General features: G+C 31.6%; 11 protein-coding genes. 9 read left to right on the top strand and 2 right to left on the bottom strand.

The annotated features are described in order from the left end of the window. Window position 1 precedes the first annotated feature (1 nt). From E4100_RS05320 to pdxS, 9 genes are all read left to right on the top strand, one after another. Entirely contained in the window at window positions 2–1,072 is a 1,071-nt protein-coding gene (locus E4100_RS05320) for a metallophosphoesterase family protein (RefSeq protein ID WP_135271007.1), read from the top strand. A 1-nt stretch (window position 1,073) separates the two neighbouring features. Further along, entirely contained in the window at window positions 1,074–3,434 is a 2,361-nt protein-coding gene (locus tag E4100_RS05325) for an ATP-binding protein (RefSeq protein WP_167792084.1), read from the top strand. Window positions 3,435–3,446: 12 nt separating this feature from the next. Further along, complete coding sequence (locus E4100_RS05330; RefSeq protein ID WP_135271009.1) at window positions 3,447–4,154, top strand: metallophosphoesterase; 708 nt, start codon at window positions 3,447–3,449, stop codon at window positions 4,152–4,154. Beyond that, entirely contained in the window at window positions 4,138–4,893 is a 756-nt protein-coding gene (nagB, locus tag E4100_RS05335) for a glucosamine-6-phosphate deaminase (protein WP_135271010.1), read from the top strand. Before E4100_RS05330 ends, nagB begins: the two co-directional genes overlap by 17 nt. After that, window positions 4,878–5,420 carry a class IV adenylate cyclase gene (locus tag E4100_RS05340; protein WP_135271011.1) on the top strand — a complete coding sequence of 181 codons (543 nt, stop codon included), beginning with the start codon at window positions 4,878–4,880 and terminating at the stop codon, window positions 5,418–5,420. The genes nagB and E4100_RS05340 overlap by 16 nt, the downstream gene beginning before the upstream one ends. Window positions 5,421–5,674: 254 nt before the next feature. Further along, window positions 5,675–6,208 carry an NADH-quinone oxidoreductase subunit NuoE gene (gene nuoE / locus E4100_RS05345; protein ID WP_209315289.1) on the top strand — a complete coding sequence of 178 codons (534 nt, stop codon included), beginning with the start codon at window positions 5,675–5,677 and terminating at the stop codon, window positions 6,206–6,208. Further along, window positions 6,208–7,950: an NADH-quinone oxidoreductase subunit NuoF gene (gene nuoF / locus E4100_RS05350; protein WP_135271013.1), complete on the top strand. Its 1,743-nt coding sequence runs from the start codon at window positions 6,208–6,210 to the stop codon at window positions 7,948–7,950. The genes nuoE and nuoF overlap by 1 nt, the downstream gene beginning before the upstream one ends. Window positions 7,951–7,967: 17 nt before the next feature. After that, window positions 7,968–11,531 (top strand): molybdopterin-dependent oxidoreductase, encoded by a 3,564-nt coding sequence (locus tag E4100_RS05355; RefSeq protein ID WP_135271014.1) that lies wholly within the window; start codon window positions 7,968–7,970, stop codon window positions 11,529–11,531. 191 nt (window positions 11,532–11,722) lie between these two features. Beyond that, on the top strand, window positions 11,723–12,583 hold the full coding sequence (gene pdxS, locus E4100_RS05360; RefSeq protein WP_135271015.1) for a pyridoxal 5'-phosphate synthase lyase subunit PdxS: 861 nt from the start codon (window positions 11,723–11,725) through the stop codon (window positions 12,581–12,583). Window positions 12,584–12,628: 45 nt separating this feature from the next. Here the strand turns inward: pdxS and rpsD are convergent, their stop codons facing one another. Further along, a complete protein-coding gene (gene rpsD, locus E4100_RS05365; protein WP_135271016.1) occupies window positions 12,629–13,228 on the bottom strand; it encodes a 30S ribosomal protein S4 in 600 nt (199 codons plus the stop codon). A gap of 93 nt (window positions 13,229–13,321) precedes the next feature. Continuing rightward, entirely contained in the window at window positions 13,322–13,819 is a 498-nt protein-coding gene (locus tag E4100_RS05370) for an inorganic diphosphatase (protein WP_135271017.1), read from the bottom strand. Between the last annotated feature and the right edge of the window lie 129 nt (window positions 13,820–13,948).

Genomic DNA, 13,948 nt, shown 5'->3' on the forward strand with positions numbered 1-13,948 from the left:
CATGTTTAAGTTTATACATACTGCTGATATTCATTTAGGTGCAAATTTTAAAAATTCATACTTTGGCGGAGAGATCGGCAATATAAGGAGAAAAGAACTTTGGGAAACATTTGAAAAATTGATTAATCAAGTTAAAGAAGAAAAAATTGAGCTGCTATTAATTGCAGGCGATTTATATGAAAATGATTCATTTTCTTTTAAAGATTTTTTTAGATTAACAGGTATTCTAGGGAGTATTCCTTTAACTAAAGTCATAATAATTAGTGGTAACCATGATAAATTTCACTCGAATTCTTATTATTTTACCGAGGAATGGCCTGAAAATGTGACAATCCTTGGCAAAAATGGATTAGAAAGCGTATACTTTGAAGATTTAAATTTAAATGTAATTGGATATAGTTGGGATAATTATTCAAGAAATCAATCTTCAATCATTAATCAGATTGAGATAAACAATGATTCGTCAAATATATTGATGCTTCATGGAGATGACACTTCTAACTATATGGATTTTGATTTTCAAAAGCTAAAAGATTTAAATTTTGATTATATTGCATGTGGGCATATACATAAACCTAAATTTCTGTATGACAACATAGCATATTGTGGGAGCTTAGAACCTCTGGATATAACTGAGATAGGTGATAGAGGATATATTGAAGGAATCATTGGCGAAAAAAACTCATTTAAATTCAAACCATTTTCAAAAAGAAAAATTTTGAATTACAAGTTATCAATTGATGCTGATATGAGTTATTTAGACATGATAAATCGTATTTCTAAAGATATTAATCATACTAATTTAGATTTTTTGATGCTTGAAATTGATGGGATAAAAGCAAGAGAATTTGACATTGATATACTTAAAGAGTATTTGCAAAGGGAATATTTCTATGTCAATATAGTAGATAATAGCATCGAGGACTTTGATTTAGACAGATTGAGAGAAACGTATAAAGATACATTGATTCAATATTACATTGATAGCTTTCAAAACAATGGAGATATCGATCCAGTAAATAAGAGAGCATTATATCTTGGATTAAGTGCTTTATTACAAGGGGTTGAATGATTTGATATTAAAGAAGATCATATTAACAAATTTCGGAAAATTTGAGAATTATATTTTAGATCTTGACAACGGCTTAAATATAATATATGGCAAAAATGAAGCGGGTAAATCCACAATTCAGGCTTTTATCCATGGCATGTTCTATGGATTTATAAAACCCAATGTTAAAAAGACAATTTATCTTGACGAGCTTAAAAAATACGAACCATTTGATAGACAAGACTATAGGGGCAGCATAGTATTTGAACATGAAAAGGCAACTTATAGGATAGAACGGATCTTTAAGAGAAATTATGAGGATTTAAGAATTTATAATGAAGTGACCGGTGAAGATATTACTAGAAATTTCGCTAATTCAGGAAATACTAGAATCATACAGCCTGGATTTTATTTCTTCGATATGGATTACAGAACTTTTAAGAATACAATATGTATTGGACAGAATGAAATCGTAGTTGATAAAAAAATATCTGAAGATTTAAGGGAAAGATTATCAAATAGTTATCAAACTAATAGTGAAAATATATCTATAAACAATGCATTGAAAATGCTCGAAGAAAGAAGAAAAGAAATTGGAAGTGTAAAAGCTAAAACCAGTGATTATTGGAAAATAATGGATAAATCAGAAAAGAATGAAGTAAGACTTAATGAAATTAAAGCAAAAAAACTGGAGTATGACGAATACTTAAATCAAAGACTAAATGTGTTGAAAGAAATATCAAGATTAAATACATATATAGAAGAACTTAATCAGAAACTTAATATATTTAATATTTATGAAAGATATGAAAAATATTTGAAGGCAAAAAGCCTCATTAAAAACATCGAGTTAACAAAAGCTAAATTAGAATCATCTAAAAATTGGCTGAATGTTTCGGATGAAGATATAAATTCAGTAAAAAATATAAATAAGATTTTAGAAGACTATGAAAATGAGTTAGAAATATTGAATAGACAAAGAATGCAAATATTAGCTGAAATCGAGAATATTGAATATGATGAAAATAGATATGTTGAATTGATTGCTAAAAGAGATTATCTTAATGGATTACTCGAACTCGAGCCTAAAAAAGAGTACGCTGATCAAATTCTTGCAATAAATAATTTTAGTAAAATCAAAAGTAAGGTTATCACAATATTAATTTTTCTGTTGCCAATCATTAACATATCAATATCTTTTTATGCCTACAATAACAGAAATATTGGATTATTAATTTCTGCTCAAATAATCTGGATTATAGTGTTTTTATTATTTAAGAACAAGAAGAAATTATTAGATAAAATCAAAAGTCTAAAACAATATGAAGATGAGAGAGAGCAATATTATAGAATTTTGAAACAAGAAAAATTCAGCAGTGTAAAAGATTTAACAGAAGAAATACAAAAAATTAATACAGCTATAAGTATTTTAGAGTTAGACAAAAAAGACATCAACCGAATGGAAATGAGAATAAAGGACTTAGAAGAAAAAATGATCTCAATTCAAAAATCCTATGACTATACCAAACAACAATTAGAAGAAATTTTCTCGAAGTATGGAACAAATGATGTTTTAGAGATATATAATTCATACGAAAAGCAAAAAGAAAAAGAGGTTTTAGAAAAAGAGCTGCGATTAAATGAAACACTTTTAAAGACCTTATTGGAGTCTGAGAACTTTCAAGAGCTTGAAAATGAATTTTCAAGTGAAAAAGTTGTAAATAAGCCATCAGAATATGAAAACAAAATAAATATAGAGATAGAAATCAGAAATAAAGAAAAAGAACGAATTGAGTTGGAAAAAAAGTTAAGCAATTTAGAGGGAATTTTGAAGTCAACATATAATTTATTTGAGGAAGAGATGTTTTTGAATGAAGAAAATCAAGTGTTAAAAGATAAGTTAAAAAAATATGATTTCGAACTAAAAGCTATTGATATTGCTGAAAGTACAATAAACAGAATATCAGAAGACATTCATTTAAATTTTGCACCTGAATTTAATCGAAAAATTGGGGAAAAGATAAATGCGATTACAGGTGGGAAGTATTCCACTATTAAAATTGACAAAGAGATGTCCATTTCAGTATTAGACCCAAAGACTAACAAACTCATAGACTTAGATAAATTAAGTTTTGGGACTGTCGATCAAATAAACTTTGCATTGAGAATAGCATTGAGTGAGGAAATAGGGGCAGGTAAATTTCCAATTATCTTAGACGAACCTTTTGCACATTTTGATGATGATCGGTTAACAAACACTCTAGATATGCTTAATAAAATAAAAGAAGAAAGACAAGTCATTCTCTTTACCTGTCATAAAACTGAGCAAACATTGCTTGATAAACTGGAATACAATGCTAATTTTTTACAAATATCAAACTAGTTGAGGTGTAATATGATCTACGCAATAGCAGATTTGCACTTGGATGCTACAAAAAATAAACCCATGGATATATTTGGCATAGAGTGGGAAAATCATGAGCAAAAGATATTTCAAAATTGGATAGAAAATGTAAGAAATGATGACCTTATCCTTATACCTGGAGATATATCTTGGGCACTAAAATTAGAAGAAGCTAAAGTGGACTTAATGAAAATAAATGACTTACCGGGTCAAAAGGTATTGATTAAAGGCAACCATGATTATTGGTGGAATAGTGTAGCTAAATTGAATTCGTTGGGTCTTAATACATTGCATTTTTTGAAAAATGATTCATATCTATACCAAGGGATAGCAGTAGCTGGAACAAGAGCTTGGTCATCAAAGGATTCTGAGCTATTTACAGAGGATGATTTAAAAATATATAATAGAGAATTAATGAGATTAGAGAATTCATTGAAAACCATACCTAACTCAGCAAAATTTAAAATAGCTATGTTGCACTATCCTCCTTTCGATTTAAATTTAAAGCCCAATGATTTTTTTTATATATTAAAGAAATATGAGGTGAACATATGTGTTTATGGGCATTTGCATTCTCAGGGACATAAATATGGAGTAGAGGGAGATGTGGACGGAATAATGTGTCACCTTGTGTCAAGTGATTATTTAGATTTTAAATTAAAAAAGATATGGAGTGATGAGATTGAAAGTAATAGTTAGAGAGAATTATGATGAGATCAGTAAATTATGTGCACAAATAATAGCATCAAAAGTCAAAGAAAAGCCTGACCTTATATTGGGGCTTGCCACAGGATCAACCCCTATTGGGACATATAAAGAGTTGGTTAAAATGCATAAAGAGGAGAAGCTTGATTTTAGCCAAATAAAAACATTTAATTTAGATGAGTATGTGGGAATGAATAAAGATAATCCTAATAGCTACTACTATTTTATGATGGAAAATTTATTTAAATGGATCAATATAGATTTAAAAAATGTGAATATCCCAGACGGAAAAGCTTTAGATTTGACTAAAGAAGTAGAAGAGTATGAAAACAAATTAGAAAAATCAGGTGGAGTTGATGTTCAATTACTAGGGATAGGTGGTAATGGACACATTGCTTTTAATGAGCCAGGGCAATATTTAAATGCTAAGACATCAGTTGTTGAATTGACAGAAGATACAATTACAGCTAATTCTAGATTTTTCAATTCACTTGAGGATGTTCCTAGGAAAGCAATTTCTATGGGAATAGGTTCGATACTAAGAAGTAAAGAAATAATACTACTAGCTAGTGGTAAAAGCAAAAGTAAAGCTTTGTTTGAGTTTTTGACGAAAGACAGAGTAACTACTTATTTACCTGTATCTTTTTTGCATTTACATTCAAATGTAACCGTAATATGTGATAAAGATGCTTATTCTTTAGTGGAAGAGGAACGTTTATGCAAAAAGAATTAGAAGTAAAAATACTAAATGTTGATGTAGATGAAGTAGAAAGAAAATTAATTAATGTAGGTGGTAGGCTCATATCAGATGAAGAACAAGAGAATATTTTAATTGATTCTACTAAAAATCCAATAAAGAACTATATCGATGCTTATCTTAGAATAAGAGAGACTAAAGATAGATTAAACTCAACAACTGATCTAACTTTGACACTTAAAAAGAATATTAAAAATAATGATTTGAGAGAAAATATAGAGCTCAATGTAAAAATTGACTCTAAGGAGACAATGTTAGATCTATTAAAAGAATTAGGATTTGATGAAATAAAAATTGGACGTAAGAAAAGAAAAGTATATGAATTTAAGAATGCACAAATATTTTTCGATGTTTGGGATAAAGAAACATACCCTTATCCTTATATTGAAATTGAAGTACAAGAGGAGAGTAAACTTAACGAAGTACTCGAACTGTTAGGCATAGAAAAAGATAAAATTAGCTTGAAGTCTATTGTAGAATTACAAGATGAACTAAAAAAATAAACAAAAAGCCTCTATTATAAAAATTTCGTAGTTTTTTGGTCGAAGGCATAAAGGAATTAAATTAAGGGAGTATCGTACTCCCTTAATTTAATATTGTACTGTTGTATATTTGATGAAGTTTTGTATTTACATATTAGTCAATAATGTTATATAATTAACAAAGTAATATAAGAGGCTTTTATTTATTGTTTATTTGTCAAGTATAATATATAATGCTATTGAAGGATAATATCTTTTGTAAAGGAGTTGGTATTGTGGATTGCTGTGGGGCAAAGGAACTAAAAAAACACTTTAGAGACGAAGAAGTAGATTTAAGATTGATGGATGAAATCTTAGATAAGTACAAAAATGTACCGGGAAGTTTGATAACTATTTTACAGCATGCACAGGAAATTTATGGGTACCTTCCATTATCTGCACTAGAATATATTTCTAGGGAGACTGGAATTCATACCTCACAAATCTATGGAGTTGCAACTTTTTACACACAGTTTAGGCTAAATCCAGTAGGAGATAACTTAATAATGCTCTGCAAAGGGACTGCATGTCATGTTAATGGTGCGGACAGAATTGAAGAAGCAATAGTCGAAGAATTAGGAATTAAAAATGGGGAAACAACAGAAGATAATGTATTTACGCTAAATAATGTAGCATGTTTGGGATGCTGCAGCTTGTCACCTGTAATGATGATCAATGGAATAACATACGGTAGTTTGACACCTGATAAAGCTAAAAGTATATTAAGGGAAATAAAAGAAGCTACATTACAAAAAAGAGGTGAAAAGTAATGAAAGTAGTAGTTGGCTTAGGTAGCTGTGGTATAGCTGCTGGTGCAAAAAAGGTATATGACGAATTAAAAGAACAAGTAGACCAAGGATTAGATATTAAACTTGATATCACAGGCTGTGTTGGGATGTGTCATTTAGAACCTATAGTCGATATATATTATGATGATGGGCAATTTGATAGATTTGTTAAAGTAAAAGATGATGAAATAATTGATTTAGTTAATAAAGCAAAAGAAAAGAATATAATTGAAGACAAAAAGATTTCAAGTGAAGATGAAGAAGCATTAAAAAAACAAGTTAGAATAGCGATAGAAAATTGTGGAGTAATAAACCCAGAGAGAATCGAAGAATACATAGCTAGAGGTGGATATAAAGCTCTTGAGAAATGTCTAACTCAATTGTCACAAGATGAAATAATTGAGGAGATTAAGATATCCGGTCTAAGAGGAAGAGGTGGAGCAGGATTTCCAACATGGTTTAAATGGAATGCTGCCAAAGTTGAGAAAGAAACACCAAAATATATGGTGTGCAATGCAGATGAAGGTGACCCAGGGGCCTTCATGGATAGATCTGTACTAGAAGGAGACCCACATAGGGTATTAGAAGGCATGATCATAGGAGGATATGCAATAGGGGCCCAAGAAGGAATAATCTATGTAAGGGCTGAGTATCCACTTGCGATAAAAAGATTAGAAATAGCAATAGCACAAGCTAAAGAAAAAGGATATTTAGGGAAAAACATTCTTGGTACAGGATTTAATTTTGATATTAGAATAAAAGCAGGAGCTGGAGCATTTGTATGTGGAGAAGAAACTGCTCTAATAGCATCATTAGAAGGCGAGAGAGGAATGCCAAGACTTAAACCACCTTTTCCAGCTCAAAAGGGATATTGGGGTAAACCTACAAATATAAACAATGTAGAAACATTCGCAAATGTACCTTGGATTATTAGAAATGGGGGAAAAGCATTTGCAAGTTATGGCACAGAAAAATCTAAAGGCACAAAAGTATTTGCTTTAACAGGAAAGATCAAAAAAGGCGGATTAGTTGAAGTGCCAATGGGTATGCCTATTAAAGAAATTATTTATGACATCGGTGGAGGAATTTTAAATAACAAGAAATTTAAAGCTGTGCAAATGGGAGGACCATCAGGAGGATGTGTTCCAGCATTTTTGGAAGATGTTACAGTAGACTATGAATCATTAACAAAAGTAGGAGCTATAATGGGCTCTGGTGGTATGGTTGTAATGGATGAGACCACATGTATGGTTGATATGGCGAGATTTTTCTTAGATTTCACTAGAAAAGAATCTTGCGGTAAATGTGTCCAATGTAGACTAGGGACAAAGAGGATGCTTGAAATACTAGAAAGAATTGTCGAAGGGAATGGACGAGAAGGAGATATCGAATTACTTGAAAGATTAGCAGTTGAAGTAAAAGATGGTTCACTCTGCGGACTTGGTCAAACTGCACCAAATCCAGTATTAAGCACAATTAGATATTTTAGAGATGAATATGAAGCACATATAAGAGATAAGAAATGCCCAGCAAAATCGTGTAAACCTCTGATACATTATGAGGTAGCAGACAATTGTATTGGATGCGGCGTTTGCAGAAGAAATTGCCCTGTTGGAGCTATAAGCGGAAAAGTTAAAGAAGTACATGTTATAGATCAAGAAACTTGTATTAAATGTGGTAAATGCTATGAAGTGTGCAAATTTGATGCCATAAATATATTATAAGAAGGTAGGGGTGAAATATGTCTTTAATTCATTTAAACATAGATGGAAAAGAAGTAGTTGGTAGGGCAGGACAGACTATATTGCAAATCGCTAGAGAAAACAATATAGATATCCCTACTCTGTGCTTTGATGAGAAAGTTGAAATATATGGTTCTTGTGGATTATGTGTTGTGGAAGTTGAAGGGAATCCTAAACTTCTAAGATCCTGTGCAACCATGGCAAGTGAAGGTATGGTTGTTACTACGAATTCAGACAGAGTATTGAGTTCAAGAAAGAATACACTTGAGCTACTTTTATCTGATCATACTGGGGATTGTAGACCACCATGCGTACTAGCTTGTCCTGGGAATACAGATTGCCAAGGATATGTTGGTTTAGCTGCAAATATGGAATTCAAGGAAGGATTGAAATTAATTAAGGAACAACTGCCATTGCCTGCTAGTATTGGTAGAGTATGCCCACATCCATGTGAAGATGCTTGCAGAAGACAACTCGTTGAAGAACCGGTATCAATAGCTCATATGAAAGCATTTTTAGCGGATTTGGATTTAAACAGTGATGATGTCTATATTCCTGAAATTCCAGCACCTACAGGAAAGAAAGTAGCTGTAATAGGTGGAGGACCTGGAGGATTGTCATGTGCTTATTTTTTAAGAACTCATGGGCATGAAGTCGATATATACGATCAAATGCCTCAAATGGGTGGGATGCTTAGATATGGAATTCCAGAATATAGATTACCATCTCATGTGATTGATAAAGAAATTGAAATCATTGAAAAAATGGGCGTTAAAATGATAAACAACATTAAAATAGGCAGAGATTTGGACTTAAATTTTGTGAGGAACAATTATGATGCTGTTTATATTTCTATTGGTGCATGGAAGAGTTCTAGTTTGAGAGTACCTGGTGAGGAACTAGAAGGAGTAATGGGTGGAATTGACTTTTTAAGAAAAGTCACTATTAATGAACCTCTTGCAATAGGTAACAGGGTAGCAGTTGTCGGTGGCGGTAATACTGCTATGGATGCCGCTAGAACTGCAGTAAGATTGGGCGCAAAAGAAGTTTATGTTTTATATAGAAGAACAGAAGCTGAAATGCCAGCAGAGGAAATTGAAATCAAAGAGGCTAGAGAAGAAGGGGTAGAATTTAAGTTTTTAGTCGCACCTCTTGAAATAATTGGTGAAAATGGGAAGGCAACTAAGATAAAATTACAAAAGATGATGCTTGGTGAAGAAGATGCTTCAGGCAGAAGAAAGCCAATACCAATAGAAGGAGAGTTTGAGTTTATCGACATAGATTTAGTAATTGGCGCAATTGGTCAGGAATCAAGCCTCGAAGGATTTGAAATAATCGAAAAAACAAGAAAAGGAACTATTGCAGCAGACGAAAATGCTTTTACAACAAATATAGAAGGTGTGTTTGCTGGAGGAGATGTAATTAATCAAGGAGCTAATATAGCTATAAAAGCAATTGGAGATGCTAAGAAAGCTTCAAAGGTGATCAACTCATTCTTAGAAGGCTATCTAGTACCTTATAGAAAACCATATGTCGTAGAGAGAAAAGACTTTTCTAAAGAAGATGTCAAAGACAAAGAAATAAAATACAGATCCAAAATGAGACATTTATCTGCTGAAGAAAGAAAAGATAATTTTAGAGAAGTAAACTTAGGGTTTTCAGTAGAAGAAGCAGTTGAAGATGCTAAGAGATGTTTAGAATGTGGGTGCCATGACTATTTTGAATGTAAACTTTATAAATACGCAAATGAATATGATGTAGAACCAGAAAAATATGATGGTGAAAAACATCATAGAGAAGAAAAAGACAATCATCCGTTCATTGTAAGAAATGCAGATAAATGTATTTTGTGTGGACTGTGTGTGAGAATTTGTGACCAAGTAATGGACAATGGGGCTCTAGGCTTAGTAAATAGAGGTTTTGATACTATAGTAAAACCATCTATGGAATTGGATTTAGCTGAAACTTCATGTATTTCTTGTGGACAGTGTGTCGCAGCTTGCCCAGTAGGAGCATTGCAAGAAAGGCTTCAAATTGAGAAATCTGTACCAGTAGAAACTGAAGAAACCAAAACAATTTGCTCATATTGTTCTGTTGGATGCAATATAAATCTTAATACTAGAGGGAATATGCTCTATAGGGCATTGCCTGAAGAAGATAGTGAAGTTGACAATGGACTACTTTGTGCAAAAGGAAGATTTGGGTACAATATTGCAAAACAAAACAAGAGATTAGTAAATCCACTTTTAAAAGTGAATGGTGAATTTAAGGAAACAACATTTGAAGAAGCTTTATTAGTAACTGCTAAGAAACTTCAATCTACAAGAGCTAAGTATGGGGCAGACTCAATTGCAATAGCAATATCTGATAGATATACAAATGAAGAGATATATTTAGCTAAAAAGCTAGCCAAAGATATATTAAAGACAGATAATGTTACTTCCTTTAATAGAAATTATGGAGGAATAGAAGAAGTTATAGGAGTAGATGCTTCAACTAGTACATTTAGCGAATTAGAAAACGCTGACTTTATTTTAGCAGTAGGAACAAATATGATGAAAAATCATACTATTGCGGCATTAAAAGTTAAAAATGCTGTTGAAAATGGTGCCAAACTAGTAACTATAAATGATTCCTATGATCAAATAAATGATTGGGCGAACATAAATATGACTCCAGAAAATAATTTAAATATACTAAAACAAATATTAAAAGCAATAATTGATCTAGGATATGAACCAAAGAATGCAGTAGGTTTTATTGAACTTAAAGAAAGCCTAAATGGAGTTACTGTTAATGAAGATATTGTTAATTTAGCAAAAGAATATACTTCAAGTAAGAAAGCTATAATAGTATTTGATGAAAACAATATAACATCTGAAGCTGAACGACTAATTGCAAGTATAGCTGTTGTTTCAGGACAAATTGGTAAAGCTAGAAGAGGAATAATTCAGTTAAAACCTAAGAATAACAGTCAAGGTTTAGCTGATCTTAGAATAGATAAACCTAATGCTGAAATAAAAAATATGATTGACAATAATACCATTAAGGCAATGCTCATTTTGGGTGAAGATATTGAGGGATTACCTTTAGAAAAATTAGAATTTTTAGCTGTATGTGATCTTTACATGACTTCAACTGCTCAAAAAGCAGACTGCGTAATACCAGCTGTTAGTTATGCAGAATCAAAGGGCACATTTACTAATAGTGAGAGAAGAATACAAAAATTGTATCAAGCTATACCAGCATTGTCAGGATACCAGAATTGGGAAATTATCTATATTATGATGCAAATATTAGGCTACAGTAAAAAATACAATTCTGTAGATGAAATCACTATTGAAATGGCTAGAGAAGCATATAATTACTATGGATTTAAGGAATTTGAAGAAAGCGTAATATGGCCTTTGAATAGTGATGAAGTATTCTTGCATGACGGATTTATGTTTGAAGATAAAAAAGCTAAGTTGAAAGCTGTTAAAGATGCAAAATTATTTGAACCTAAAGAAACTACTGATTATGTTGAAAAAGAATTTAGAGAAAAATATGCAGCTATATGTTAAAAAAGCCGAGCTTGTCTCGGCTTTTTTTATGCCCGTCATTGGTAATATTCTTGAATATTCAATTCCTAGGATATAATTAAAACAGATGATAAAGACAATAACAGAAATAAAAACTGTATTGACAAAAACGATACACATTTGATAGTATATAGATACGGATTAGAATTGTATCTATATTAAGGAGGTCACATATGAAAAATTTACAAGAATTAAACGAAACATTAAGAGGCGGAGTTATAATGGATGTTGTGAATGCTGAACAGGCTAAAATAGCGCAAGAGAGTGGAGCAGTTGCTGTTATGGCATTAGAAAGAGTTCCATCTGACATAAGAAAAGATGGTGGTGTAGCACGTATGACTGATCCAAAACTAATAGAAGAGATATTGAGTGCTGTATCGATACCAGTGATGGCAAAAGTGAGGATAGGCCATTTTGTCGAAGCACAAATAGTTGAAGCTGTTGGTATTCACTATATAGATGAAAGTGAAGTGCTTACACCTGCTGATGAAAGTTATCATATAGATAAGACAAAATTCAGAACACCTTTTGTATGTGGAGCAAGAGATTTGGGGGAAGCACTTAGAAGAATAGGAGAAGGTGCTTCTATGATTAGAACTAAAGGAGAAGCAGGAACAGGAAATATTGTAGAAGCTGTTAGACATATGCGCACTATGAATTCACAAATAAGAAGAATTAAAAATGCTCCAAAAGATGAATTAATGACAATAGCTAAAGAGATTAGGGCACCATATGATTTAGTAAAATACGTTGCAGAAAATGGGGCATTACCTGTCTTAAATTTTGCTGCTGGCGGTATAGCCACACCAGCAGATGCAGCTTTAATGATGCAATTAGGGTGTGATGGTATATTTGTAGGTTCAGGAATTTTTAAGTCACAAAATCCTGAAAAAAGAGCTAAAGCAATTGTATTAGCTGTAAAGCACTTCAATGACCCAGACATACTTAAAGAGGTTTCAAAAGATTTAGGAGAGGCAATGTCAGGAATAGATATAAATGAGATTTCTGAAAACAATTTGTTTTCAGTTAGATAATTAATTATAGAGAATTTCATAAAAAATGTAGAGCTAATATTAGCTCTACATTGCTTTTGAATAGTATTCTACAACCAATTGATCTTCTATTTCGATTGGGATTTCTTCTCTGTTTGGTATTCTTTCTAGCTTTACTGACATATCTTTATCATCTTTAATCAAATAAGGCAAGGTGTTTTGAAGATTACTTTCAAAATTATTTTTAAAAAGTTCAATTGACTTAGATCTTTCTTTTAAACTAATAATATCTCCTACTTCTATTAGATAAGAAGGAATATCTACTTTTCTGCCATTTACCAATATATGACCATGAACTACCATCTGTCGAGCCTGCCTTATTGAACTTGCAAAACCAGCTCTATATACTATGTTGTCTAATCTAGTTTCCAAAATTTTCACTAGAGCATGTCCAGTTTGATCAGAAGATTTTTTTGCTAAAATGACATATCGTTTAAATTGCTTCTCCATAACACCATAATAAGCTCTTAGCCTTTGCTTTTCTAAAAGCTGTCTTCCATACTCTGATAATTTTTTGTCTGCTCTTGAACTACCCTTGTTTGCTCTTTCCATTGCTTTAGGATGCCCACATACATTTAGTCCCAATCGCCTTGATTGTTTGAATCTAGGTTGTTTCATATTTGCCATTAAATTATCAACTCCTTAAAAATTGCCGCGATAATTTAAGCCAGATTTATTATAGCATATGAAATAAATCCTGTAAATGATAATTGTTATCATTTATTCTTGATTTTTTGATTTTTTATAGGCTTCTCGTGATCTCTCAATTGATTTTATGGCTTCGTCTATTCCAACCCAACCTCCAACAATAACTTCTTTTCCTTCTAATCTTTTGTATTCCTTGAAAAAATGTTCAAACTCTTTCTTTTGATGCGAACCCATATCATCAACTGATTTCATATCTTCAAATCTGGGGTCATTTACGGGGACAGCGATTATCTTTTCATCTTTTCCTTTTTCATCTTCCATAAGAAACATCCCTATGACTCTAGCAGTTATTAGACAACCTGGAAATGTTGGATGAGCTAAAAGAACCATGATATCAATTGGATCTCCATCTTCTGCTAATGTGTCTGGTATATATCCATAATCCGTTGGATAGAACATTGGAGAAAATAATGCTCTGTCAAGTTCAAAAACCTTATATTCTTTATTATATTCATATTTATTGCTACTACCTTTGGGTATTTCAATGAAAGCTTTTACTATGTAATCCATAAGTTACCTCCTAAAAGAATATTGTAGTTACTAATTATATCAGATATATTTTATTTTTACAGTAATAATTATAGCAATTAATTTAAATCTGTTATATTATTTAGAGTATAGAAATTAAGAGGTGATTAA

The sequence above is a fragment of the Soehngenia longivitae genome, from assembly GCF_004684055.1.
Taxonomy (GTDB): Bacteria; Bacillota; Clostridia; order Tissierellales; family Tissierellaceae; genus Soehngenia; species Soehngenia longivitae.

Excerpts from the sequence above, each read along its gene's own strand:
- E4100_RS05320 (WP_135271007.1), top strand. The coding sequence starts at position 2 with ATGTTTAAGTTTATACATACTGCTGATATTCATTTAGGTGCAAATTTT.
- E4100_RS05330 (WP_135271009.1), top strand. The coding sequence starts at position 3,447 with ATGATCTACGCAATAGCAGATTTGCACTTGGATGCTACAAAAAATAAA.
- E4100_RS05340 (WP_135271011.1), top strand. The coding sequence starts at position 4,878 with ATGCAAAAAGAATTAGAAGTAAAAATACTAAATGTTGATGTAGATGAA.
- nuoF (WP_135271013.1), top strand. The coding sequence starts at position 6,208 with ATGAAAGTAGTAGTTGGCTTAGGTAGCTGTGGTATAGCTGCTGGTGCA.
- E4100_RS05355 (WP_135271014.1), top strand. The coding sequence starts at position 7,968 with ATGTCTTTAATTCATTTAAACATAGATGGAAAAGAAGTAGTTGGTAGG.
- pdxS (WP_135271015.1), top strand. The coding sequence starts at position 11,723 with ATGAAAAATTTACAAGAATTAAACGAAACATTAAGAGGCGGAGTTATA.
- rpsD (WP_135271016.1), bottom strand. The coding sequence starts at position 13,228 with ATGGCAAATATGAAACAACCTAGATTCAAACAATCAAGGCGATTGGGA.
- E4100_RS05370 (WP_135271017.1), bottom strand. The coding sequence starts at position 13,819 with ATGGATTACATAGTAAAAGCTTTCATTGAAATACCCAAAGGTAGTAGC.